29 protein-coding genes and 1 tRNA gene are annotated in these 22,888 nt (G+C 71.7%); 24 read left to right on the top strand and 6 right to left on the bottom strand.

All coding sequences use genetic code 11. From position 1 onward, the window contains the following. Window positions 1-43 precede the first annotated feature (43 nt). On the bottom strand, window positions 44-1,309 hold the full coding sequence (locus BBK14_RS30275; protein WP_071066562.1) for a C40 family peptidase: 1,266 nt from the start codon (window positions 1,307-1,309) through the stop codon (window positions 44-46). A 470-nt stretch (window positions 1,310-1,779) separates the two neighbouring features. Here BBK14_RS30275 and BBK14_RS30270 point away from each other — a divergent pair, with 470 nt between their 5' ends. From BBK14_RS30270 to BBK14_RS40905, 5 genes are all read left to right on the top strand, one after another. Next, on the top strand, window positions 1,780-3,063 hold the full coding sequence (locus tag BBK14_RS30270; RefSeq protein ID WP_071066561.1) for an ammonium transporter: 1,284 nt from the start codon (window positions 1,780-1,782) through the stop codon (window positions 3,061-3,063). Beyond that, window positions 3,060-3,398: a P-II family nitrogen regulator gene (locus BBK14_RS30265; RefSeq protein WP_020463624.1), complete on the top strand. Its 339-nt coding sequence runs from the start codon at window positions 3,060-3,062 to the stop codon at window positions 3,396-3,398. The genes BBK14_RS30270 and BBK14_RS30265 overlap by 4 nt, the downstream gene beginning before the upstream one ends. 165 nt (window positions 3,399-3,563) lie before the next feature. Further along, window positions 3,564-6,002, top strand: a complete 2,439-nt coding sequence (locus BBK14_RS30260; RefSeq protein WP_071066560.1) for a [protein-PII] uridylyltransferase — start codon at window positions 3,564-3,566, stop codon at window positions 6,000-6,002. Between the two features lie 155 nt (window positions 6,003-6,157). Continuing rightward, window positions 6,158-6,248 (top strand) — tRNA-Ser (locus BBK14_RS30255). Between the two features lie 280 nt (window positions 6,249-6,528). Further along, window positions 6,529-7,029 (top strand): hypothetical protein, encoded by a 501-nt coding sequence (locus BBK14_RS40905; protein ID WP_241831967.1) that lies wholly within the window; start codon window positions 6,529-6,531, stop codon window positions 7,027-7,029. An 800-nt stretch (window positions 7,030-7,829) separates the two neighbouring features. On the opposite strand, the gene BBK14_RS30240 is transcribed toward BBK14_RS40905, so the two are convergent. Beyond that, window positions 7,830-8,915, bottom strand: a complete 1,086-nt coding sequence (locus BBK14_RS30240; RefSeq protein ID WP_131802463.1) for a hypothetical protein — start codon at window positions 8,913-8,915, stop codon at window positions 7,830-7,832. A gap of 119 nt (window positions 8,916-9,034) precedes the next feature. Between BBK14_RS30240 and BBK14_RS30235 the strand changes: the two genes are divergently transcribed. The 15 genes from BBK14_RS30235 (at window position 9,035) to BBK14_RS30165 (ending at window position 17,759) form a co-directional block, all read left to right on the top strand. Further along, window positions 9,035-9,289 (top strand): helix-turn-helix domain-containing protein, encoded by a 255-nt coding sequence (locus tag BBK14_RS30235; RefSeq protein ID WP_083391346.1) that lies wholly within the window; start codon window positions 9,035-9,037, stop codon window positions 9,287-9,289. Then, entirely contained in the window at window positions 9,286-9,567 is a 282-nt protein-coding gene (locus tag BBK14_RS30230) for a hypothetical protein (protein WP_071066557.1), read from the top strand. The genes BBK14_RS30235 and BBK14_RS30230 overlap by 4 nt, the downstream gene beginning before the upstream one ends. 259 nt (window positions 9,568-9,826) lie before the next feature. Then, window positions 9,827-11,836, top strand: coding sequence for a DUF3987 domain-containing protein (locus BBK14_RS30220; protein WP_071066555.1), 2,010 nt, complete (start codon window positions 9,827-9,829; stop codon window positions 11,834-11,836). After that, entirely contained in the window at window positions 11,833-12,021 is a 189-nt protein-coding gene (locus BBK14_RS30215; RefSeq protein ID WP_071066554.1) for a hypothetical protein, read from the top strand. Before BBK14_RS30220 ends, BBK14_RS30215 begins: the two co-directional genes overlap by 4 nt. After that, complete coding sequence (locus BBK14_RS30210; protein WP_071066553.1) at window positions 12,018-12,350, top strand: DUF4326 domain-containing protein; 333 nt, start codon at window positions 12,018-12,020, stop codon at window positions 12,348-12,350. The genes BBK14_RS30215 and BBK14_RS30210 overlap by 4 nt, the downstream gene beginning before the upstream one ends. Beyond that, window positions 12,347-12,538, top strand: a complete 192-nt coding sequence (locus BBK14_RS30205) for a DUF6011 domain-containing protein (protein ID WP_071066552.1) — start codon at window positions 12,347-12,349, stop codon at window positions 12,536-12,538. The genes BBK14_RS30210 and BBK14_RS30205 overlap by 4 nt, the downstream gene beginning before the upstream one ends. Before the next feature lie 68 nt (window positions 12,539-12,606). After that, on the top strand, window positions 12,607-13,233 hold the full coding sequence (locus BBK14_RS30200) for a hypothetical protein (RefSeq protein ID WP_131802462.1): 627 nt from the start codon (window positions 12,607-12,609) through the stop codon (window positions 13,231-13,233). 71 nt (window positions 13,234-13,304) lie between these two features. Next, the gene (locus tag BBK14_RS30195) at window positions 13,305-14,114 is read left to right on the top strand and encodes a phage Gp37/Gp68 family protein (RefSeq protein ID WP_071066550.1); all 810 of its coding nucleotides are present in this window, start codon (window positions 13,305-13,307) and stop codon (window positions 14,112-14,114) included. Between the two features lie 54 nt (window positions 14,115-14,168). Then, the gene (locus BBK14_RS30190; RefSeq protein ID WP_071066549.1) at window positions 14,169-14,540 is read left to right on the top strand and encodes a hypothetical protein; all 372 of its coding nucleotides are present in this window, start codon (window positions 14,169-14,171) and stop codon (window positions 14,538-14,540) included. A 56-nt stretch (window positions 14,541-14,596) separates the two neighbouring features. Beyond that, complete coding sequence (locus BBK14_RS30185; protein WP_071066548.1) at window positions 14,597-14,935, top strand: FDXHR family putative zinc-binding protein; 339 nt, start codon at window positions 14,597-14,599, stop codon at window positions 14,933-14,935. After that, the gene (locus tag BBK14_RS38595; protein ID WP_157904365.1) at window positions 14,932-15,102 is read left to right on the top strand and encodes a hypothetical protein; all 171 of its coding nucleotides are present in this window, start codon (window positions 14,932-14,934) and stop codon (window positions 15,100-15,102) included. The genes BBK14_RS30185 and BBK14_RS38595 overlap by 4 nt, the downstream gene beginning before the upstream one ends. Further along, window positions 15,099-15,452, top strand: a complete 354-nt coding sequence (locus BBK14_RS30180) for a hypothetical protein (RefSeq protein ID WP_131802461.1) — start codon at window positions 15,099-15,101, stop codon at window positions 15,450-15,452. The genes BBK14_RS38595 and BBK14_RS30180 overlap by 4 nt, the downstream gene beginning before the upstream one ends. A 64-nt stretch (window positions 15,453-15,516) precedes the next feature. After that, window positions 15,517-16,071 (top strand): hypothetical protein, encoded by a 555-nt coding sequence (locus tag BBK14_RS40900; RefSeq protein WP_241831966.1) that lies wholly within the window; start codon window positions 15,517-15,519, stop codon window positions 16,069-16,071. 124 nt (window positions 16,072-16,195) lie between these two features. After that, complete coding sequence (locus tag BBK14_RS30170) at window positions 16,196-16,741, top strand: hypothetical protein (RefSeq protein WP_131802460.1); 546 nt, start codon at window positions 16,196-16,198, stop codon at window positions 16,739-16,741. Between the two features lie 202 nt (window positions 16,742-16,943). Next, window positions 16,944-17,759 (top strand): hypothetical protein, encoded by an 816-nt coding sequence (locus BBK14_RS30165; RefSeq protein ID WP_071066545.1) that lies wholly within the window; start codon window positions 16,944-16,946, stop codon window positions 17,757-17,759. 543 nt (window positions 17,760-18,302) lie between these two features. Here the strand turns inward: BBK14_RS30165 and BBK14_RS30160 are convergent. Together BBK14_RS30160 and BBK14_RS40895 are read right to left on the bottom strand one after the other, a co-directional pair. Beyond that, window positions 18,303-18,560, bottom strand: coding sequence for a hypothetical protein (locus BBK14_RS30160; protein ID WP_131802459.1), 258 nt, complete (start codon window positions 18,558-18,560; stop codon window positions 18,303-18,305). Continuing rightward, the gene (locus BBK14_RS40895; RefSeq protein ID WP_241831965.1) at window positions 18,560-18,940 is read right to left on the bottom strand and encodes a hypothetical protein; all 381 of its coding nucleotides are present in this window, start codon (window positions 18,938-18,940) and stop codon (window positions 18,560-18,562) included. Before BBK14_RS40895 ends, BBK14_RS30160 begins: the two co-directional genes overlap by 1 nt. A 15-nt stretch (window positions 18,941-18,955) precedes the next feature. On the opposite strand from BBK14_RS40895, the gene BBK14_RS40890 reads away from it, so the two are divergent. Both BBK14_RS40890 and BBK14_RS30150 read left to right on the top strand, forming a co-directional pair. After that, entirely contained in the window at window positions 18,956-19,093 is a 138-nt protein-coding gene (locus tag BBK14_RS40890; protein ID WP_241831964.1) for a hypothetical protein, read from the top strand. A 155-nt stretch (window positions 19,094-19,248) separates the two neighbouring features. Beyond that, the gene (locus BBK14_RS30150; RefSeq protein ID WP_241831963.1) at window positions 19,249-19,638 is read left to right on the top strand and encodes a hypothetical protein; all 390 of its coding nucleotides are present in this window, start codon (window positions 19,249-19,251) and stop codon (window positions 19,636-19,638) included. On the opposite strand, the gene BBK14_RS30145 is transcribed toward BBK14_RS30150, so the two are convergent. Continuing rightward, a complete protein-coding gene (locus tag BBK14_RS30145; RefSeq protein ID WP_083391345.1) occupies window positions 19,635-20,267 on the bottom strand; it encodes a hypothetical protein in 633 nt (210 codons plus the stop codon). The genes BBK14_RS30150 and BBK14_RS30145 overlap by 4 nt on opposite strands. Before the next feature lie 311 nt (window positions 20,268-20,578). Between BBK14_RS30145 and BBK14_RS30140 the strand changes: the two genes are divergently transcribed. Together BBK14_RS30140 and BBK14_RS30135 are read left to right on the top strand one after the other, a co-directional pair. Then, complete coding sequence (locus tag BBK14_RS30140) at window positions 20,579-21,877, top strand: NsdA family TPR-like regulatory protein (protein WP_071066543.1); 1,299 nt, start codon at window positions 20,579-20,581, stop codon at window positions 21,875-21,877. Then, window positions 21,874-22,431 (top strand): GNAT family N-acetyltransferase, encoded by a 558-nt coding sequence (locus tag BBK14_RS30135; RefSeq protein WP_071066542.1) that lies wholly within the window; start codon window positions 21,874-21,876, stop codon window positions 22,429-22,431. The genes BBK14_RS30140 and BBK14_RS30135 overlap by 4 nt, the downstream gene beginning before the upstream one ends. Before the next feature lie 103 nt (window positions 22,432-22,534). Here BBK14_RS30135 and BBK14_RS30130 read toward each other — a convergent pair whose 3' ends face one another. After that, entirely contained in the window at window positions 22,535-22,753 is a 219-nt protein-coding gene (locus BBK14_RS30130) for a hypothetical protein (RefSeq protein ID WP_071066541.1), read from the bottom strand. Window positions 22,754-22,888: the final 135 nt, after the last annotated feature.

Here is a 22,888-nt window from a genome sequence, read left to right as displayed (position 1 = left end):
GGGGCCGGGGCCGGAGCGTCGTCGGGCACCGCGTCCGGGCGCGTCAGGCGCCCGGGCGGACACCGCCCTGGAACGTCGACCACCACACGTTCTCGATCCGTACGACCTCGCCGGTACGCGGCGCGTGGATCATCTGGCCGTTCCCGATGTAGATGCCGACGTGGTAGAGGTCAGCACCGAAGAAGACCAGGTCGCCGGGGATCAGCTCGTCGCGGGTGACCCGCCGGCCAGCCGTCCACTGGTCGCCTGTGTAGTGCGGGATGCTGACGCCGGCCTTTCCCCAGACCCACTGGGTGAGTCCGGAGCAGTCGAAGCTGTCCGGGCCCTCGGCACCCCAGACGTACGGCTTGCCGAGCTGGGCGCGCGCCTCCTGGACGGCGCGGGCCGCGCCGCCGCTGCCGCCGGTCGGGGGTGGCGCGGCCGGCAGGGCGGGTGCCGCGGCGAAGGCGTTGCCGGCCGTCGTGACGAGACCGGCCTCCCGGGTGAGCCGGTCACGTTCCAGGGCTGCCTGGCGGGCCGTCTCGGCGGCGGCCGCGGCCTCGGCGGCCTTGCGGGCCCGCAGCGCGGCGGCCTCGCGTTCCCGTGCCTGGCGTTCCAGCTCCGCCTGCCGGGCGATCAGGCCGTCCAGCAGCCTGCCCTGCTCGCCGGCTGACTCCTCCAGCCCGCGCCGGCGCTCGGCCAGTGAGTCGACGAGCCGTTGCCGGCCGGCGCGGGTCTCGTCGGCGGCCTGCTTCGCCTCGGTCTGGTCGTGGCGGGCCAGCCGCAGGTCGGATTCGGCGGCCCGCTGCCGCCGGGACAGCGCGTCGACGGCGCCGGCGCGGTCGAGCGCGGTGCGGGGATCGCCGGTGAGCAGGATGGAGAGCTGTTCCAGCCCGCCGGAGCGGTAGGCCGACGTCGCCAGGCCGCGGTGCCGGTCGGAAGCGTGCCGGACGGCGGCGTCCGCCGTTCGCAGCTGCTGGGCGGCCGTGGCCGCGGCGCGCTCCGCCTCGGCGAGACGGATGCGTTCGGCGTTGTACTGCTCGGCGGCCACGGACATCTTGTGGTTGAGGTCGTCGAGATGGGCCCGGGTCGCGGTGATCTGGGCGGCGATGCTTCCGAGGTCCTCGGCGTGGCCGACCTGTGGCCCTCCGCCGGAGCCGCCCGGGGTGTCGTCGGGGGTGTCGCTGTTGGTGTCGCTGTTGGTGTCGCCGCCGCGGGTGGGCGCGTTCGGCTCCGCGCGGGCCATGCCCGCCCCGATGCCACCGCCCGCGCCGGTCAGCGATGGCCCGGCGGCGAGAACGCCGAGCAGGGTGATGAGGACCGGGCGCATGCCCCGTCCGTCAATGGTCCGGCGCGTTGCCGACCGGTGGGAACCTTTGTCTGTTTCGAGTGCTGGCGTACTTACATTGGCGTTACCTGGCGGGTCCCCGTACGGGGACGAAACGGGCGGAGATACACCCGATCGGGGGATAGTGCAGGCCTCGTGGGACGGACTACCGGCGCTATGGCAGCCCTCCGTCGGAACACTAGTCACGACGCCGCACCGTAACTGTATGCAGTTGTACAGTCACGGAAGCACGCCGAACGACACGGAAAGCCCCTGAACACCCACGCTGAGTCCAAGCTCGGGGAGCATGGGTCGCCCAATTAATCGATTTCACATGTCAGAAACAGGAAAGACACTAGATCGGAACAGATCTTATCGACTCTTCGGCCGAAGGACCGGGACGAGCGCAGCGTGGCCGGGGACCGGGGTAGCGCAGTCCGCGCGGTGCGCGCGGGGGGAATGACAGGAGAGACATGGACGAATTGAGCTCGGGCGATACCGCGTGGGTGCTCGTCAGCGCCGCACTTGTGCTCTTCATGACGCCCGGCCTGGCCTTCTTCTACGGCGGTATGGTCCGTGCGAAGAATGTGCTCGGCATGCTCATGCAGAACTTCTTCTGCATGGGGATGATCACACTGGTGTGGTCGGTCGTCGGTTTCAGTATCGCCTTCGGTGAGGGGAACGGATTCTGGGGCGGTTTCGACTTCTTCGCTCTCCAGGATCTCACTGCGGGTGACGGGGCGATCCCGTACGTCGCCTTCGTCGCCTTCCAGATGATGTTCGCGGTCATCACGCCCGCCCTGATCACCGGTTCCACCGCGGACCGGATGAAGTTCAGCTCCTTCGCGATCTTCGTCACGCTGTGGTCGGTCCTGGTCTACTCGCCCATCGCGCACTGGGTGTGGGCGAGCAGCGGCTGGCTGTTCAAGCGCGGCGCGCTCGACTTCGCGGGCGGCACCGTCGTCCACGCGAACGCCGGTATCGCCGCGATCGTGCTGGCGCTGTTCCTAGGCAAGCGGCGCGGCTGGCCGACCGGCGACTTCCGCCCGCACAACGTGCCGTTCGTGCTGCTGGGCACCGGCATCCTGTGGGTGGGCTGGTTCGGGTTCAACGCCGGCTCGGCGCTGGGCGCGAACAAGGTCGCCGCGATCGCGCTGCTCAACACGCAGATCGGTGCGGCCACGGCCATCCTCGGCTGGATCGCGATCGAGAGGCTGCGGGACGGCAAGGCCACCACGCTCGGCGCCGCGTCGGGTGCCGTCGCGGGTCTGGTCGCGATCACCCCGGCCTGTGGGTTCGTCTCGCCGATGGGCTCGATCGCCATCGGCCTGCTGGCGGGTGCGATCTGCGCGCTGGCAACGTCCATCAAGGGCAAGGTCGGCATCGACGACTCGCTCGACGTCGGCGCCGTCCACCTGGTCGGGGGTGTCCTCGGTGCGCTGCTGACCGGCTTCTTCGCCACCCTCGACACCAACGAGATCGGCAAGGACGGTGTGTTCTACGGCGGTCCGTGGAGCGTCGTGGGCGAGCAGGCGCTGGCCATCGGCGCGACGCTGGGCTACTCGGCGGTCGTGACCGCCCTGATCGCCCTCGCGCTCAAGTACACGATCGGGCTGAAGGTCTCGGACGAGGACGAGGAGATCGGCCTCGACGAGGCGCTGCACGGTGAGACGGCCTACCGGCTGACGTCCATCGGCGGCAGCGGGTTCACCTCCGCCGTCACCGCGACCAAGGTGCCTGAGGAGGCCAAGGCATGAAGCTCGTGACGGCGGTCATCAAGCCGTTCAAGGTGGACGACGTCAAGACCGCCCTCGAGGGCATCGGCGTCCACGGGCTGACGATCTCCGAGGTGCAGGGCTACGGGCGGCAGAAGGGCCACACCGAGGTCTACCGCGGGGCCGAGTACAAGGTCGACTTCGTCCCCAAGATCAAGATCGAGGTGGTGGTGGACGACGAGGCCGTCGACGAGCTCGTCACCGCGATCACGACGTCCGCGCAGACCGGCAAGATCGGCGACGGAAAAGTGTGGGTTGTCCCGGTCGACGCTGTCGTCCGTGTACGGACGGGTGAGCGGGGCTCCGACGCCCTGTAAGCCTGGGAAGAACATCCGGGGGCGCGCCTGTTACGGCGCGCCCCCTTTCTTTTCGGCACTGTGACGCCGCGGCGAACATCTTGCCGTGGAACCGTGAACATCGCGCGAGAAACCGCGACAGACTGCGGGTGCGGGGGATAGGACCCAGTACGACGGGGGTGGCGGGTGAACGACAGGCTCCAGGCCCTGCGGGGCCGGGTGGACGCTTTTCCCGGTGTGACCGGGCCCGCGTTGCGGGAGGCACTGGTCGAGCGCGCCGACGCGGCCCTCGGGGAGCTGTTCGGGGAACCAGGGCCCGGAGTCGCGCTGCTCGCGGTCGGTGGCTACGGGCGAAGTGAGCCCGCCTTCGGCAGCGACCTGGACCTTGTGCTCGTCCACGACGGCCGCCGAGGCGACATCTCCGCCGTCGCCGACGCGATCTGGTACCCGCTGTGGGACGCCGGAGTCGGCCTGGACCACAGCGTCCGCACCGTGGACGAAGCCGTCTCCGTCGCCGACTCCGACCTCAAGGCGGCGCTCGGCCTGCTCGACGCCCGCGTGATCCGCGGCGACGGCGGCCTCGCGGGCACGCTGCTGGAACGGGTCCGGACCCGGTGGCGGGAACGCGCACCGCGCCGCCTGCCCGAGCTCGCCGAGGCGGTCGCGGAGCGCGCGCGCCGGATGGGCGAGCTCGCCTTCCTGCTCGAGCCCGACCTCAAGGAGGCCCGGGGCGGCATGCGGGACGTCCACGCGCTGCACGCCCTCGCCGCGGCCTGGGTCGCCGAGGCGCCGCCGGAGCGCGTCCAGGCCGCCTACCAGGTGCTGCTCGACGCCCGCGGCGAGGTGCGCCGGCTCAGCCACGGCCGCGCGCAGGACCGCCTGCTCCTGCAGGACGGCACGGCGGTGGCCGCGGCACTGGGCTACCCCGACTCCGTCGCGCTGTCCCGGGCCATCTCGGACGCCGGCCGCACGATCTCCTGGACGTGGGACACGACCTGGTACCGGGTGGCCGCCGCGCAACGCTCGAAGATCCGTTCCCGGCTGCGCCGACCGGTCCGACGGCCCCTCGACGAGGGCGTCGTCGAACAGGACGGGGAGATCCAGCTGGCCCGCGACGCCGACCCCGCCACCGACCCCGGGCTGGTGCTCCGGGCGGCCGCGGCCGCGGCACGCGCCGGCGTCCCGTTCGGGCGCTACGCCATCGACCGGCTCGGCCGCGAGGCGCCGGCGATGCCCGAGCCGTGGCCCGAGGCCGCCCGGGACGACCTGGTCAGCCTGCTGGCGACCGGGGACGCCGCGGTGCGGGTGCTGGAGTCCCTCGACCAGGTCGGGCTGCTCGTGCGGCTGATCCCCGAGTGGGCGGCCGTGCGCAGCAAGCCGCAGCGCAACCCCTACCACCGCTACACCGTCGACCGGCACCTGATCGAGGCCGCCGCCCGCGCCGCCGCCCACACCAGGGACGTCGACCGCCCCGACCTGCTGCTGCTCGGCGCGTTGCTGCACGACATCGGCAAGGGGTACCCAGGAGACCACACTGACGCCGGCATCGTCATCGTCCAGACGTTGGCGCCCCGGCTGGGCCTGCCGCCCGAGGACACCGAGGTGCTGGTCGAGATGGTCCGCCATCACCTGCTGCTGACCGAGGCGGCGACCCGGCGGGACATCGACGACGTCGCCACCATCGAGTCGGTGGCGGCCGCAGCTGGCAGCGTGCGCGTACTCACCCTGCTGCACCGGCTTACCGAAGCCGACGCGAAGGCCACCGGCCCGACCGCGTGGAACGCCTGGAAAGCCCGGCTCGTCACCGACCTCGTCGACCGGGCCACCGCCGTGCTCGACGGCAAGGCACCGCCGTGCCCGCCCGCGCTCACCGAACGGCAGACCGCCCTGCTCGCGCTGCCCGACGACCTCACCGTGCAGGTCAACCCGCTCCCCGACGAGGGCATGTTCGAGATCGTGGTCGTCACCGCCGACCGGGTGGGCCTGCTCGCGACCACCGCCGGCGTCCTCGCGCTCAACCGGCTGGACGTCCGCCGCGCCTCCGCGCGGGGCGCCGGCGGCCGCTCGCTGCTACAGGCCGCCGTCGCGTCCGCGCACGGGCACCGCCCGGACCCGAAGCGGCTGCGCGACGACCTGCGCGCGGCCCTGGCGGGCACCCTCGACGTCACCGCCCGCCTGGCCGGCCGGGAACAGGACTACGCCACCACCCGTCGGTGGAACACGCCGGGGGCACCTCAGGTGATTTTCGACGACTCCGGCTCGACGACGGTCATCGAGGTGCGCGCCCCCGACCGTGCCGGGGTGCTGCACCGGATCACCGGCGCGCTGGCCGAGGCCGGTCTGGACGTCCGCACCGCGATCGTCGCGACCCTCGGCCTGGACGTCGTCGACGCCTTCTACGTCGAGGACTCGTCGGCCCCGGTCACAGCTGCCTCCACGGCCAGCACGGCCAGCTCTTCGGCCACCATCTCCACGTCGGCCACCTCTGCGTCTGTCGAGTCTGTGGCCGCGGCGTCCGCCGCCTCCGTGACCGGCCTCGCCATCCCGCGACTTCTGGGTGGCGCGCGGCGGGCCGAGGTGGCGACCGCCGTCATGGCCGCGCTCGACACAGGGGAGCCCGGCTAACCCCCCGCGGGGACGACCGGGGCTGGCCCGCCAGACGGCCTCGGTCGCCCGGCTCGCGCCCCGCTCGCGCCCGGCGAGCGACATGTCCCGTCAAACGCCGGGAGGGGCGGGGTCTGGTTCGCCGCGCGGGACGCTATGCTTGGGACGCACACTCAGGAGGCTTCGCCTAGTCCGGTCTATGGCGCCGCACTGCTAATGCGGTTGGGGGCTTATACCCCCTCCGGGGTTCAAATCCCCGAGCCTCCGCCCCTCGCGGTCGGGCCCGTCCACGTCGGACGGGCCGCTGACCAGGCACAACGCCATCGGCATCTGAAATCCCCGAGCTCTCACCATTGCTGGTGAGGACATGGTGCGGACGTCGCGTCGGACGGGGGATCGCGGCGGCCACCGTCTCCGCCGCGTGCTGACCCGCCGATCGCAGCAGATGCACGTACAGGTTCGCTGTGATCGACGACGACGAGTGACCGAGCCGCTTGGACACCAGGGCCAGATCCACCCCGGCCGCAAGCTGGATTGACGCCGACGAGTGCCGCAGGTCGTGCAGGCGGCGCGGGGAGAGCAGGTCCCTGCCGAGCTCGGCTCCGACCTCGACGTCGACCGGCAGCGGCTCGGCCAGGTGCAGCCGTGCGCGGGTGCCGCGCATCTGCTCGACTTCGACCACCCGAACCTGCCCCACCGGTTCCCGGTCGACGTAGAGCGTCCACTCGCCGACCGGCGCGGCGCGGCGCAGGCCCACGATCACCTGCTCGGCGCCGGCGGCTGCCGCCATCCGCACTGTGGTGCACAGACCCGCGTTGCGCGCGATCTGCTGCATCCGCCGGGTCACCCACTGCGGATCCAGATGCCGGCCGTCCGGGCGGGTGAACATCAGGTCGCGGAGCTGGACGGGCCGACCGTGCTCGTCGGGCAGCACCCCGTTGTCCCAGGCCGCGCCCACGGTCTTGCGCTCGTCGTCCTGGACCGGCCGGTGGTCGAGCACCAGCCTTCCGAGCATGGTGGCGTCGAGGTCGACCTTCCGCTTCCCTGACCGTGTCTTCGGCGCCCACACGCCCATCTCAGCGGCGGTGCCGGTGATCTGCTGCGAGATCGTGAGCACCGACCGGACGTCGTCCAGACCTCCCCACGTGGCCCCGCATGCCTCCCCGCGGCGCAGACCGTGCAGCGCGATGAGTTCCCACATCGCGGACAGCCGGTCGTCGGCGGCCTCGGCCAGGAACACCCCGACCTCTTCGGCCTCCCACGGCTCGACTTCCGGCGCGGTGTACTCCGGGAGCTCGACCCCGATCGCCGGGTTGAATGGGATCATCCGCTGTCGGACCGCGTCGTTGAGCGCGGTCTTCAGCATGTCGTGGATGTCCTTCAGGGTGGCCGGGCCGACCGGCCGGGGCCGGGTCGCGGTGGTCTCCTCGATGCGGCGCAACGCCTGGTCGACGTGGTGGGAACGCAGCCCACCGAGCGGGATGTCACCGAGCCACGGCTTGAGATGGTTGACGAAGTCGCCGTAGCGGCGGCGGGTTCCCGGCCGCAGCGACCGCTTCCCGGCGAACCACTGGTCGAGGTACTCGCCGGTGGCCAGGTCGCCGATGTGCTGCTGACCGGCGCGGATCGCCGCCCACTTCCGGTCGCCGTCTTCCTCGGCTTCCTTGCGGGTCGCGCCCTTGAACCGGACCCGGTCCGTGCCGGCCAGGGCGACGAGTTCTTTCGGCACGCGGAACTCGCCGCTGTAGAACCCGTGGCCCCGCTTGGCGCTGTCGGGGCAGGTCCCGGCCGGGTACTTGGCCTTGGTCAGCGGATCGCGGCAACCGCAACGATGCTTGGCGGTGATCTTCACTGCTGCTCCCGGTCATCTGTTCGACCCCATATGCGTTCCGCCTCGCCCTCGCCTAGCGGTTCGCTCAACTCGGCGAGCCGGCGCATGTCCAGATCCGGGAAGCCGGCCGGCATCAGTGGCCACGGCAACCCGAGTTCACGGAACTGGTCGCGGACGTCGATCAGCTCATGTTCGATGTCGTCGATCTCGCGGTGGCTGGTGTTGGTAAGCCACTTGTCGACGGCGGCCGGGTTGTCGGTGTCGACCCGGAACTGGTGAAGCTCCGGGTCGGATGCGGCGAGCACGCCGTGAAACCGGTGGTGCTGCCACGTCCACTTAGCGACGAGGCGGGTGAGCTTGGCGTACAGGTCGCCGTGGGCCTCTCGCCGGCCGATCTCCGCCGTCATCTCATCGATCAGTTGTCTGGTGACCCGGCCGCGCAGCGCACGCAGACGGGCCGGGTCGTCTCCGGCATCGACCCGTTCCGAGACCAGCCGGTCTCGTTGCTCGCCGAGCGGACGACCCCACAGGACCCGCGACAGGTAAGCCACGACCAGGGGGCGTTCGCCGATGCGCCGGGCGGTGCGTTCCTCGGTCAGGCCGACGGTTACCAAGCCGACCAGGGCGTGCAGGTCGAAGTGGTCGGAGTTCTCGACGATTGCGCCGAGTCGCATGAGCCGGTCCCTGTCCTCCCACGCCCGCATGACTTCGGCGCTGCGCCGGGTCCACTCGTCGGGAGCCCTCTGCGCTGCCTGGACTCTGAGAGCTGCCTGCCCGGCGTACTTCTTGACCAGGTCTGAGCCGGGCATGATCCGGGCCCCGACCTGAACCCAGACATCCGGGTCGATCAGGTCCGGCAGCTTCACCGGCCGGGTACACGCGATCGAGAGGATGTCGGGCAGGAGCGCGAGTTCCTCTGCGCTGATCGCTTTCTCACCACGTTCGAGCGCTGCTACGCGGGAGTAGTCCCAGTTCAGGCCGTAGGAACGCGCGACCTTGGCGACGTCGTCTTGCCGGACGCCCTTCCGTGCCGTACGTACGCGGCGCACGCCCTCACCGACCACCGCACGCAGTGATCGTGAGTCGGTGTGATCCGGTGTCATGCGCCGGACGATACCGCACGCGTTGATGCAGACCCACCTACTTGACAGGGATCGGATCACGCCTGTTCACTCTGGTCACGTTGATGCAGGTTCATCAGCGTGAGACGAGGGATGGTGCTGTGGACGACACCGTGAGCGCGGACGAGCGGGAGCGCTGGCAGGAGTTCTTGGAGGTCAAGCGGGAGTTCCTGACCACAGAAGATCTGGCGCTCAAGCTGCGTAGGCCTGTCGGCACGATCAGGAACTGGCGGATGCGTGGCTACGGCCCGTGCGGCTTCAAGGCCGGGAACACCGTGCTGTACCGCCGTGAGGTCGTCGACGAGTGGATCGCCGAGCAGGAGAAGGCAGAGGCCGACCGGCGGGCGTCGGCGTGAGCAGCCCCTCGGAGCCGTACGGCCGCCACACCACCCGCAAGACGCGCCGCGGGCAGTGGACCGTGTCTCAGCTTCGGGCCCTGCCCGCGACGACCGACGTCGAGACCGCCGGGTCGATCTTGGGAATGGGCCTCTGGAAATCCCGGGCCCTGATCCGCGATGGCCAGTTCCCCGTACCGGTGATCCGCCACGGCTCCCGGTATGTCGTCCCGACCCGGCCGATCCTGGCCCTGCTGGACGTCGAGCCTGCAGATGTGGACGGGCGGGCCGCCAGATGATCTCCCGGAACGACGAACGCGGCCCCCTGGACAGAGACCGCGTTCGGACAGATCAGCACACGGGCGACGGCGCGGATCGCAATCACCGTACCCCGCGATGGGCCCCCGGGATCGTCGAGCGGGAGCGGGCCCGTGCCCGCCTCCGCCGGATGGCGGATGCTGCCGGACGTCCGTTGCGCACCCGACACGACGAGGCCGAGCACGCCGACCGGCGCCGCGCTGGTGAGCTTGCTCGGATCGCGCGGGTGGGCGAGTGAGTGTGAGCTCGATTCGCCGTGAGACATCCCCACAACACCCAGAACCCGACGAGAAGATCATCAACGCGGAGCGGATCGTGCTCGGCGGGATGATGTCCGGCGGGTCGGACATCGTGATGCTCGTCGCCGGCCGCCTGGACACGGACGACTTCTACCGGCCGGCACACCGCGCAGTCTTCGATGCGGTCTGCGGACTGTGGGCGTGCGACGGCCTGACTGATCAGCACGCGGTGTACTTCGAGCTGCATCGACGGTCCAAGGAAGAGGGCACGCACCCGGCGTTCGGCGTGACCACGAACTACCTCGACGAGTGCGTGGAGGCCGTACCGACACTGGGCAACATCGGCTGGTTCACCAACAAGGTTGCCGACGCCGGCCGTAGCCGCAGAACGGCGGAGACGCTGCGGACATCCGCCGGCCGCCTGGACGGCGGCGCCGGCCTCGACGAGGAGATGGCCAAGGTCCGGGTCGCCCTCGACGCAATCGAGAAGGGCCCGGCCGCCGGCATCTGGCCCGATCCGGTGCCACTGGCCGCCCGGCTGCCGGAGTTCCCAGTGTCGATCTTGCCGGGCACGCTCGGCCGGATCGTGGAGGCCGTAGCCCGATCGACGCAGACACCGTCCGACCTCGCCGCGTTCACGGCGCTGGCGACGCTGTCCGCGGCCACCCGCGGCCGGTGGGTGGTGACCGTCGATCCCGAGTGGATCGAACAGACCGCGCTCTACCTCGCCGCCCTGTCCGATTCCGGCACCCGCAAGAGCGCTGTCGTCCGGGAGGTCGGGCGGCCTCTCCTTGATGCTCAGAAGGCCACCAGGGACGCAGGCCGCGCCGCCTACCTCGAAGATGCCGCCGCCTATCGCATCCTGGAGAAGCAGGCCCTTGCCGCCGAGAACGCCGCGGCGAAACCGAACGCGACCGCCGACGACACGGCCCACGCCCGCGGCCTTGCTCGCGAGTTCGGCGAGGCTGTCCGCCCGGCGCAGTTCCGGTTCCTCGTGGACGACATCACCCCGGAGAAGCTCGCCGTTCTCATGGACGAACAGGGCGGACCGGCCGCCGTGCTCTCCGCCGAGRGCGGGCTGCTGGGGACGCTGGCCGGCCGCTACTCCGACGCCGTGAACGTCGACCTCGTGCTGAAGGCATTCAACGGCGAGTACTTCCAGGCCGACCGCATCTCGCGTGACCCGGTCGAGATCGAACACCCGTTCCTCGCGCTGGGTCTGATCGTCCAGCCGGACGTGATTGCCGAGGCGGTCCGGGTTCCCGAGTTCGTCAGCCGCGGGCTGCTGCCCCGGATGCTGTTCGCGCTGCCCCGGACGACCGTCGGGACCCGCCGGCTGGAGGCTCCGGCTATTCCGGCCGACGCCGCGAAAGCGTGGCGTACGTCCGTCGAGGCCCTCTTTGATCGCGCGCTTGCCGGGAACGGCGGTCAGGCCGATCTGCGTCTCACTGGCGATGCCCGCCGCGCGCTCGACGCCTTCCGTGACGAGCTGGAACCGAGGATGCACCCCGATCTCGGCGACCTGGCCCCGGTGATGGCGTGGGCATCCAAGCTGCCTGGCGCGCTGGTTCGCATCGCCGCGCTGTTCGCCCTGGCGAGTGATCCTGACGCGCGGATGGTGTCCGCCGAGGACGTGTCTGCCGCGGTCGGCCTGGCCCCGTACCTGATCGCGCACGCCTGCGCCGCGCTGGCGCTGGACCGTCAGCAGCGCGACGCCCGCCACGTCGCGGTACTGGCGTGGCTACGTCGCCGGACATCCCCACAACACCCAGAACCGGCAACCAACCAGGGTTCCGGGTGTTCTGGGGATGCCTTCTCGGCCCGTGAGGCGTGGCAGGCGCTACGCGGACGGGCGTGGGCGCAGACCGCCGCCGACGTACAGGCCGTGCTCGACGAGCTGACCGAGATGGGCTGGATCCGTCGCCGGCCGGACCCGCCGCGGAAGGGTGGCCGGCCGCCGTCCCCCACGTACGACATCCACCCGAAGTTCATCCACGGCAGTGCGGCGTGATCTCCGCCGACCTCCGCGCCGATTCCCTGGCCCGGGTCCAGGCGCAGATCGCCGCCGCCCGCCCTCGTGCCGCTTCCCGCCGCGCCGCCAACCAGACCAAGAGGGCCCGCCGCGCCGCCGGCGTCGACGCCCGCCATGCCGCCAAGCTCCGGCGGCTCGCAGACCAGAACCAGGAGAACCGATGACCAGCCCGACGAGGATCACGGTCTACCCGCGCCGCCGAAAGGCCGCAGCCGGAACGCTCAACGTCACCCGCATCGGCCGGTACGGCAACCCGTTCCTCGTCGACGAGCACGGCCAGGACAAGGCCGTTCGCCTCCACGCCGCGTGGCTCGTCGGCGCCGGACCGGACAGCTACCCCAACGGCAAGCGGAAGTTCCACCTGTCCCGGTCGTGGGTGCTCGCGAACCTGGCACCGGTCGCCACCGCGCCATACGTCGGGTGCACCTGTGACCCCGACGAGCCGTGCCACGCCGACACCTTGATCCGCCTCGCCACCAGGGAGGTGGCGTGAACACCACGGAGATGCCCGTGGTGTGCCGACGGTGCGGACGGGTCCTCCTCGACCCGCGGTCGGTCGCGCTGGGCCTTGGGCCCGGTTGCGCCACCGGGCTCCGCCCCGCCGACCTCGACACCCTCGCCGCCGCGGCGGCCCGTGCAACCGCACAGCTCCCGCTCGACTTCGCCGGCGACGAGGGATGACCGCCCCCCCGCCGGGCGCGCGGGCCGCCAGCGGGAGCCGGCGACACAGACCTTAAGAACGATCACCGATGACTGGAGTGCACCCCGTGAAGACCAAGTACCCGATCCGCGTCGAGCTGGACGCCGTTGCCCGCGAGCGGCTCGGCAAGCCCCTGAACGTCTGCACCGTCGACGACCTCGACCGGCTCGTCGACGAGCTCACTGCCGAGGCTCACAAGCTGTTCGCCGAGATCGACAAGCTCAAGGCGGACGCCGCCGGTGGCATCGCCGCAGCACTTCACGCAACCCCGCACGTCGCCATCACCGACGCGCAAGCCGTCGCGGAGGGYGAGATCGTCGACATGGACGGGTGGGGAGTCGTCGACTTCCACGGCAAGCCTCTCGACCGCGTCTCCCTGGCCTTGCACCGGGCGCTCGGAGAGGCATTCCCTCGAGCTGACACCGCCGGGGTGCCGACGGAGACCGTTCGCGAGACGTTCCCGGACTGGACTGCCGACGAGGCCAAGGTGCCGTTCTGGGGTAACCGTGGCGAATTGCTCGCCGCCTATCTGACCGGCGCGGTCGACACCGCCGAAGACGGCGAACCTGCCGGGTATCTGTTCGCCACTCCGCCGATCCCCGCGTTGGGAGATCGGCCGGTGTGGGTGCAGCCGAACGGTCGCGGCTTCACCGCGATGTTCCCCGAGGACTACTGACCCACCAATGCCGAGCGGCGCCGCGCTGGACCCGCGGCGCCGCCGCCGATCGAACCAATCAGGAGAGCATCATGGGCGAGAACAGCCTGATCGGCTGGACCGACCACACATTCAACCCGTGGGCCGGATGCTCCCGCATCTCACCCGGATGCCAGGACTGCTACGCAGACAACGACTGGGCCCGGCGCTGGCACCCCGACAAGCCGCTGTGGCGACGCCACGGCCAGCGGATGGTCATGTCCGACTCCACATGGCGCAACCCGGTCAAGTGGAACCGCGAGGCACAGCAGGCCAACCGGCCCGCGTTCACCTTCTGCGCATCCATGGCGGACGTGTTCGAAGACCACCCCGGCGTCGTCGACGCGCGTACGCGGCTCTGGGACCTCATCGACGCCACGCCATGGCTCCGCTGGCAGCTCCTCACCAAACGACCCGAGAACGTTGCGCGGATGGTGCCGTGGGCCGACCGGTGGCCTGACCACGTCCTACTCGGCACCAGCGTGGAGAACCAGCAGTACGCGGACACCCGGCTCCCCGTGCTGCGTTCCCTGCCGGTCGCGGTCCGGTTCCTGTCCTGCGAACCGCTGTTGGGCCCGGTCGAGCTGGATCTTGACGGCATCGGATGGGTGATCGTCGGCGGGAAGTCCGGCGGCCGGCCCCGGCCGTTCGACCTCGAGTGGGCGCGCAGCATCCGCGACCAGTGCGCGGCGGCCGGCATCCCGGTGTTCGTGAAGCAGATGGGCACCGCATGGGCCCGGGCCAACGGCCACCGCGGCAAGGGCATCAGCGACGGGCAGGAACCGGCGCTGTGGCCGGAGGACCTCCGCGTGCAGCAGATACCACCGGCCGTCCCGGCCGCTTCCGTCGACGCCCTGCTCTGACCATCCCGCCCGGCGCGGTCGTCACCGTGCCGGGCCAACTGAGAAGGAACCCCCATGGACGACATCCGCAGCCACCCCGACCACGACGGCCTCCGCGGCATCACCCGCATGCACCTCGGCAAGAACCCCGAGGACTGCACGCCCCTCGACCTGGCACAGGTGATCCTCAACATCAACTCCTACTGGGCCAGCGGCAACCCGTACCCCAAGCCGGAGGACTTCACCCCCGAAGTGCCGCTCGGTGACGTCCAGCTCGACGAGGACGGAACGCTGCGCGCCGTCGCCACCCGCGGCGGCCGGCTCACCTGGATCGCGCTGTTCAACGACGGCCAGCTCCTCTGGGAGAGCGACCTCGACGCCGCTCGCGACCTGGCGACCCGGCTCTCCGACCTGCTCGACACCACCGAGATGACCGCCCGCATCTGATCGTCCCGCCCGGCGCGGCCACCTCGACCGCGCCGGGCCCACCCCCAGGAAACCTGATGATCCATACGTCCACACCTGCCCCCACGTCACCCACTGTTCGTGCCTTCACCGGCGACCCTGGGATACGCAACGGCCAGACCGCAGGATGCGCCGGCTGCACCACACGCTGGCCGATCGGCGCCGGAGCGGTCGCCCACTGCCCGACCTGCCACCTCACGTTCGCCAGCGTCGGCGGATTCGACGCCCACCGCGCCGGCCCCACCACCCACCACCGGCGGTGCCTCGACGAGGCCGAACTCCGCGGCCTCGGCTACGCGCCGAACGACCTCGACCGCTGGCGGGTTCCGATCGACCCGGACGCCGCCGCCCGCCTCGCCGAGAGGACGACGGGGTGAGCGTCAAGGACACGATCGCCTACGACGTGCTCCCGGTCGGCGTCGACCAGGACACCGCAGCCCGCGCCGTCGCCACCGTCCGCCGGGTGGTCCCCGACCCCGACGAGCAGGCCGACGTCCTTGCTGCCCTCGGCCTCGACCACCTGGCCACCACGGAAGCCCCGTGACAGCCCTGGAACGACACCGCGCCCACGCAGGCCGCTGGCCTCCCGACCCGGCAGTGACCCCGCGCACCGCCGCCGCCTGGGCAGCCGTGGCCGCTGTGCTCGCCGACGGGCAGGCACACCGGTGGGACCAGGTCGAACTCGCCGCACGCCTGGCAGGCGGACTGAAAGTCACCTCGGCGCGGCGGATCCTGTCAGACGCGAGCCGCGCCGGCGCACTCACCTGGTGGGGCGGCATACCCACCCGCGACCGGTGGGTGCAAGCCGGAAACTGGCCCGACCAACGCGCCCGACGCGGCAGACCCGCACCGCACGTCGTCGAGGGCGTGGTGCTCGCACGCCGCGACGCATAACCGGCTCGCCGCATCAACCCACTTGCGTCACCGGCACACCGTAGAAGGTGAAACACCCGCGATCATGAACGGCACCATGATCCCCGAACGGCGCCGAGCCGGTCCCGTCCCGCACCTGCTCCGCCAGACCCCACCCCACGTGAAGCTCGACGAGGGCCTGGCCGTGCTCCGCCTCGTCGCCGCCGGCTCATCGATCCGCGCCGCGGCCGGCACACTCAGCCTGTCCGTGACGACCGCATGGCGCCGCTACTGGTGGATGCTCGCCTGGACCTTGCCGGACAGCGAGGGCCTGCCGCGCGGCCCGTTCCCGCCGCAGCGCGGAACCCGGCGGTGCCCATCTGGCCGGCCCTACCTGCCGACATGGCCCATCGACAACCCGGCGGTCCGCCGGCCCATCCGCCGCATCCACGGTGACATCCCGGTCTGCGCGCGGGACGTCCTGATCACCACCGGGGGGATCGGGCGGCGGCTCGGTGTGAGCCGGGAGCGTGCCCGGCAGCTCTCCCACCAGCCCGGATTCCCCGCCCCCGAAGCGTGGGAGGGCCGCACCCGCTACTGGGCAGCGTGCGACGTCGAGACGTGGATCTCCCGGCATCGGCCGCACCTGGCCGACCACTGACCCCACGGGCGAGGGGCGGGCCGTCGGGCGGGCGTTCGGACCTCAACGCGCGTGCGCGCCCGAGACCTATGGAACCGTTCCCATCGATACCCACCCAAGTGGTGGCGGAAAGAGAGCATGTCGGATGCCGAGAGTGAGATGGGCGGTGCCGTGCAGGGCGCACCGCACGGACGGCTCACCGTGCCGGGCGTATGCGATCCGCGGCGGCCGGGTCTGCCGGGCCCACGGCGGCGCGTCCCCGAACGCCCGGCAGGTCGCGAACACGCGGATGATCCTCGACGACTTCCACCGAGCGTTCGACCGCGAGGCGAAGACGCTCGGCGAGCGTAAGACCGCATGGCGGGTGAACCGGATCATCGAAGCGGCCCGGCATCTGGAGATGGACCCGGTCGAGGTCGCCCGGTCGCCCGTGCTCGTCGGTTTCGCCGAGGGCTGGGGCAAGTACTCGCCGCCGCCGGCGCCGGAACGACGTGACGACCACCGATTCCGCGTACACCGGCCCGGCTACGCAATGGCGGAGGCGATCCCGGGGGTGGTGATGCGGGCACCGGCGCGCGGCCACCATGAGCCGTACTGCGCCGGGTGGCCGCGGCCGGGTGGCCGGATGTGCATCGAGGAACTCCGGGTGGTCTTCGACGACCTGGGTCGTCAACTCGGCCGGGTCCGCTGACCGTGCCCACCGCGTCACCGCCCCACCGCCGGACCGGCCCAACGCCGGCCCCGCCGGGCGGCCACCCACCCACCTCAACGTAATGTCATTGACACGTAGAGTAGTCGTAAGTCTTGGGTTCCGGCCGGAAGCCCGGCGGACACAGCTCTGCGTTGCGCGCGCCATGCTTGGCGCACGGCCCGTGATCAGAAAGAGGTGGGTAGTGAGCGGTCCCCGTGCGCCGCGTGACCTCGACGGCGACGGGCGGAGCCTGTGGGGGCGGATCACCAGCTGGCTCGACGAGCGGAATCTGATCCTCGACCCGCACGAGGAGCTGTTGGTGGTCGAGATGTGCCGGACGGCGGATCGTCTTGCGGCGCTGCGCCGCACCCTGGCTGCCGTCAGGTCACCGACCAACCCGGACTGGACCCGTCTCGCCAGCGAGGAGCGACAGCAGCGTCTGACCTACGGCCTCCTAGTGTCCGCGCTGGGATTGCCGTCCGGTGCCGTTGACGATGCCCCGCCGGACGATGTCCCGCCGGCTGTGGCCGGCGCGGGGAGGGCTGCCGAGAGGACACCGCGGTCACGTCGGGAGCAGAAGGCCGCGGCGACCAGGCGGGCTGACGCCGACCGGTGGGGGATGGTCCTGCTGTGGCGTAGACCGGCCGTCGACGAGCTGTTCGTCCAACTGCGGCGGCGTGTGGGCGAGCTGCGTGTCACCCGCTTCGCCGCCTTGCCGGTCAACGAGCGTGCTGTAGCCGACCCGGATGCGGTCGCCCGGGGGCGGCGGATGGGCGAGCTGGTCACGCAGCTGCGCCAACTCGGCCCCCTGCCGCCGCAGGCGGAGCTTGTCGAGCACCGGCGGCCGCGAACCCGACCGGATGATCCGGCTGGTGCTATGCCTGCCGCGGAGTGGCGGCCGACCGGAGTGGCTCGTGACTCAGGTACCGACCGGCGTTCCCTGCTGGGCTCGGCGCCGGTGCACGGACCGGAGGACGATCACGCCCTGGTGCGGCGCGGCGAGACACCGCCGGCTTGATCTCCCCGCACGCCCGGGCGGGACAAACCACCCCCAACCCCATCAGCCCGCCGGCACGGTTCGGCGGACTGCGGCCGTTCCAGGGGCCATAGACGGCACCCTGAGATGGACGCAGAGAGCCGTTCGGATACCGGCCGGGGGTGGTGCCCGGATCGGGGGTTTGACCGGCCCGTCCCGGGCAGGAAGTGAGTTGGGGTGCCGGCTGGGCCTACTGCAAGGGGATGCCGGCATGGCCGGCGGCATCCCACTCGGCCGCCGGCCCCACTCTGCCCAACTCGGGACCGGCGGTCTGGAGACGTTGCCCCCGGCGCTGCTGGCGTCACCTCGGTGCCGGGGGTGGCCCTCCGTCCGGGGCGGAGCTGGCGATCATCCGCACACCCGGGCGGGACCATCGGCCCGCTGACACCACCGGCGGGCCGTGGCCGTTCCGGGGGCCGAGGACGAGCCGCTCAGAGCCACGGAGAGCGCCGATCCTGGCCGGCTGGTGGGTGGGCTCTGGGTCTGCGGCCCGCATCCCCCCGAGAGATGCGGGCCGCACGATCGTCACGTGATCGTCCGTGCCGCCGGCTCGGCCTCGAGGTGGGTCCACGCGAACAGGAGCCCTACCCCGCCGCGGGTGTCCACTCGCGCGAGCCGGGCGTCGGCCGGCACCCGCTCGAGGAACACGGCGAGCAGGTCGTCACGGCCGAGTCCCGCGGGAAGCGTGAGGTCCAGGCCGTCACGGTTCCAACGCGCCTCGACGCCGGTCATCGCCGGCCGCCCGCCGGCTACCCGCGCGGGCAGATCCGGGCCATCTGCCATCACCCCTGCCCTGGCAGCTCAGACCGGGCCCGGCCTCCCTGCGAGTGGCTCCGCACCGGCCGGCGAGGCCGGTGAACCGGCACTTGCGCGGCGAGGACGACGGCGCGGCGGGCCTCGCGGACGAGTCCGCCGAGCTCGTCGGCCAGGCCCTCGGGCAGCTTGGATGCGGTCGCGGCCAGGAATGCCCGGAAGTACGGCACGAGCAGCAGGAAGGCGCGGCGGGTCGACCAGTAGGCGCGGATGTCCGGCGCCCGCCGGGCACCGGCGAGCACGTACGACAGGCTGATCACCTTGTCGGCGGCGAGTACGGCCGCGATGTCCGGGCGGAGCTGGGCCAGGCGGCGGGTGGCGCCGTCCGGGTCGTGCCGGTACTGCTCCATGGCGATGTGCTCACCGTGGATCAGCCACAGGCCGACCAGAGTCTCGGCGCCGCAGCGGTCGCCGACCTCGGCGCCGAACTGGTCAGGCCCGGTGTAGTCGGGGACGTCGTGCAGCAGGACGGCGGCGACGAGCGCGGGTGGTGCGTCGGGTAGGTGCTTGCCGAGCAGGGCCGCGACGCGGACCGCGTGTGCGAGTGCGGGCGCCCCGTCGGGTCAGCCCCCCGACCGGCCCGACTGCTGGCGATGATGGGCCGGTGACGTCCGGCGACAACGACATGGATCGTCCTTGGGATGAGGATGCGCTCTGTGTGGTCTGCCCTGCCCTGGTGCACGACCGGGGCCGGTTCGACATCGTGGCCGGGCCGGGCCCGGCCAGCCGGTACGACACCAGCCGCGGGTATCGGCGGGATGCGGTGAGCGGGGTGCCGGTCTGCGTCCACCCGCACAAGATCGGGTTCCCGCCGGGCCGGTATGCCTCCGCGGGACAACGCTGGCCCGCGGAGGCCGATCTGGGGCCGCCCCCGGGCCCGATGCCGGACGATCCGGGGGCGCTCGCCGCGTGGATGACGGCGCTCGTCCGGCATGCGGGCGCGGGTGAGCTGGACGCGGTGCTCGCCGAGGCGGAGCGGGCCGCGTCGGAACGGTTCCCGCCGGATGCCGTGGTGGACGCGCTGCGGGTGGCGCTGTCGGCGGTTTAGCGGAAGGTGAAGAAGTGGCTGCGGCCGCCGTGGCCGATGCCGATCGACTCGTAGTGCTCGAGCAGGATGCCCAGCCGGCGGCGGGTCTCGGCCTGGCCGATCCAGTAGCGGCGCGGCAGCTCACCCCAGCCCGCGGCCCGGTACACCTGGTCGGTGTAGCCGTCCTCCTCGTAGGTGAACCGCTCGTTGTCCGTGGAGTGGATGAAGGAGACCGTGAGGTCGGCCTGGATGCGGCTCAGGATGGTGAACTGCGCGGTGAGGGCGTGGACCATCTCGTCGACCGGCGCGGACACCTCGAGCTCGGCGGCCCGCTCGTCGCCGGTGGCCGCGAACACCGCGGCTTTCATGGCCATCACGCGGAGCGCCTCGACGAACAACCGGGGCCCGTCCTCGTCGAGGTCCCACTCCGAGATGATCGGGTAGCCGGTGAACGTCGCCCAGCACTCCGGGTACTTCAGGGTGCTCGTGCGGAGCCGGGGGAACAGCGGGTGCATCTCGATGGCGTCCAGCAACGCGGCGGCCTGCGGGCCGATGGCGTACGGAATCGGCCGGTCGGCGGCGGCCGGCTGCGGGTCGGGCTGGTGCTTGGTCATGGTCGCGGTGGCGTGCCTGGCGGTGTTGTGGTTCACGGGAGCCTCCCGGCGCTGTGATGGGGGACGGCGGGGCGGGGACGGCTCAGTGGTTCCGTTCCCGCCCCGCCTCGGGCCGCGGACCGTCCTAGCGGCGAGCGGGGACGATCGGCGTGCCCGTGTGCGGCGGGTCCGGCCTACAGACCCGAGCGACGGACGCGCCGTCGCTCTCCTCCGGGTCTGCGAGGGTGGCCGGTCTGTGCCCCGCCGCGCACGACCCATGACACACTCCGCATCAGAGACGCAACAGGCCGCAACTATTGTTACGGCCGTAACGGCTGCGCTTACGGGGGCAGACGGTGGGAGTTCCGATGCACTCTGACGAGGACGCGGCGCGCCGCCGGCTCGCTCGCCGGCTCGAGGAGCTGATGAGCCGGCACGGGTACAGCCGTCAGAGCCTCGCTGATGCGACCGGGTTCAAACGGCCGCAGGTCAGCGGGGCCATCGCCGGCAGAATCGTCCCGTCCCCGAACCTGATCAAAGCGTTGGATCGGGAGTTGCGCGCTGGCGGCGAGCTGATCAGCCTGTGGAAGGACGCCAAGCTCGAGGAGCTCCGGAAGGAGCTCGACACGGAGCTGCCCGGCCCGCGGGCGCGGAGAGGGGTCGAGACGGACCGGCGAGAGGTAGTGGAGCTCGGCGCCCTGGCGGTCGCCGCGGGGCTCGCAGGTGAGGTGTCACGGCGGATCGCCGGCGGCGACCCGGACCCGCTCACCCTCGACGAGCTCGACGAGCGGCTCGACCAGATCGGCGCGGCGTACACCACCACCCCGCACGCGGTGCTCACCCCGCTGATCGTGGGTGGCTGGCGGGATGTGGAACGGCTCCTCGACGGCCGGCTGTCCAGCCGGGTCCGGGGCCGGCTCACCCTGGTCGCCGGCCTGTACGCGTTCTACGGCGGCCGGCTCGCGTTCAACGTCGGAGACGACGCTGCCGCGCGCCGGTTCGCGTCGCTCGCCGAGCTGTACGCCCGCGACGTCGGCGACCCGCTGCTGACCGGCTCCGTAGCGACCCTGCAAACGTCAATCGCCTACTACACCGGCCGGCACACCGCGGCGGCCGACATCGCAGCCCAGGCCCGGATCGGCGCCCACCCGTACCTGCGGGCCCGGCTCGCCGCCTACGAGGCCCGTGCCCGCGCTGCGGCCGGCCAGCACGACCAGGCCCGGCAGGCGCTCCGGGATATGCAGGACGCGGTGTGGCTCGGCGAGCCGCAGCCCGGAACGGAGCCGTTCGGCGAGGAGCTGACGCACACCTTCGTCGCGGTCGTCTCCGGGCGGCTCGGTGACGGTGAGACGGCGGAGCCGCATGCCCGTCGGGCGCTGACGATCCTGGAGGCGGCCGGCGGCGGCTACGAGGACATCGGCGGGACGTACAACGCGCTCGCGCAAGCGCTGCTACGCCGATCGCAGCCGGATCCGGAGCAGGCCGCAGACGCGGCGTCGCGGGCGCTGGCCGCCCTCGAGGGCCGGCCGACGCGGACCGTTATCCAACGTTCGGGGCAGATCTGGCAGGAGCTGGGCGCACGCTGGGAGGGTCAGCGGGCCGTCGTCGAGCTCGGCGAGCGGTTGCAGGCCCATCGGCGGGCACTACCGGCAGGGAGTAGCGCATGACCCTCGACTTCGGCCAGCCGGACGCGCAGGGCGTTCCGACCGTGCTCACGCCGCGGCTGGTGCTGCGCGGCTGGCGGCCGGATGACGTCCCCACGTATCTGGAGATCGTGACAGCGCAAGGGATGGCCGACCACACCCCCCAGCCGAAGACCGAGGCCGCAGCCTGGTCGCAGACCGCATTTCAGATCGGTCACTGGGCGCTTCGCGGGTATGGCATGTGGGCGGTCGAGGACCGGGTGAGCGGGCAGCTTCTCGGCCGGGCTGGCCTATATGAGGCGCTGGGCTGGCCGGGCTGCGAGGTGGCGTGGACGATCCGCCGGGACCGGTGGGGGCAGGGGCTGGCAACCGAGGCAGGGGCCGCCGCGGTCGAGTTCGCGTTCGACGTCGCCGGCAAGGACGACCTGATCTCGATCATGACAGCGGGGAACGTTGGTTCGATCCGGGTGGCGACCCGGCTCGGGCTGCGTCGGGATCGGGCGGAGATGTTGCAGGGCGCCGAGTACGAGGTCTACGCCACCGACCGGAAGTCCTGGGAGGCCGCTCGCGCCGCGTGACAGCCGGACATGGAACGGGGCCGGCGGATTGGGTGGTTCAGCGCCCGCCGGCCCCTGCACATTCCAACCCCACAGAGGGATCGGCACACCCTATCGGCCGTGCCTACGCCGGCCGCGGGCCCTCGTAGTAGCGCGACCTCAGGTCGGACAGGTGCGACCGGTGAATCCGGGCCTGGGTGATCTCACCCGGCGCGGTCGCCCGGGCGTGAACCATCGGGTCGTTCTTCGTGTACTCCCTGCCGCATGCTTCGCAGTGTGTCCGGGACGACGGTGCCTCGTAGCTGCCGGCTGCCGCGCGGCGGATGGCGTTTCGCAGACCCATCGGGGCCTCCTCGGGATAGGCGGGGCCAGGCCGGTCGGTGAGGGCCCGGCGGGGCGGGGGCGGCCGGGTGCCCTCTACCGCCGCTACTTCGCAGGTCAGGGCCGCTACCGGCCCCGCTACGGCGGTAGAGGGGGC

It is taken from the genome of Parafrankia soli (genome assembly GCF_001854695.1).
Taxonomy (GTDB): domain Bacteria; phylum Actinomycetota; class Actinomycetes; order Frankiales; family Frankiaceae; genus Parafrankia; species Parafrankia soli.
The sequence above is the reverse complement of the archived record's forward strand: the minus strand, read 5'-3'. Positions and strand labels throughout refer to the sequence as shown.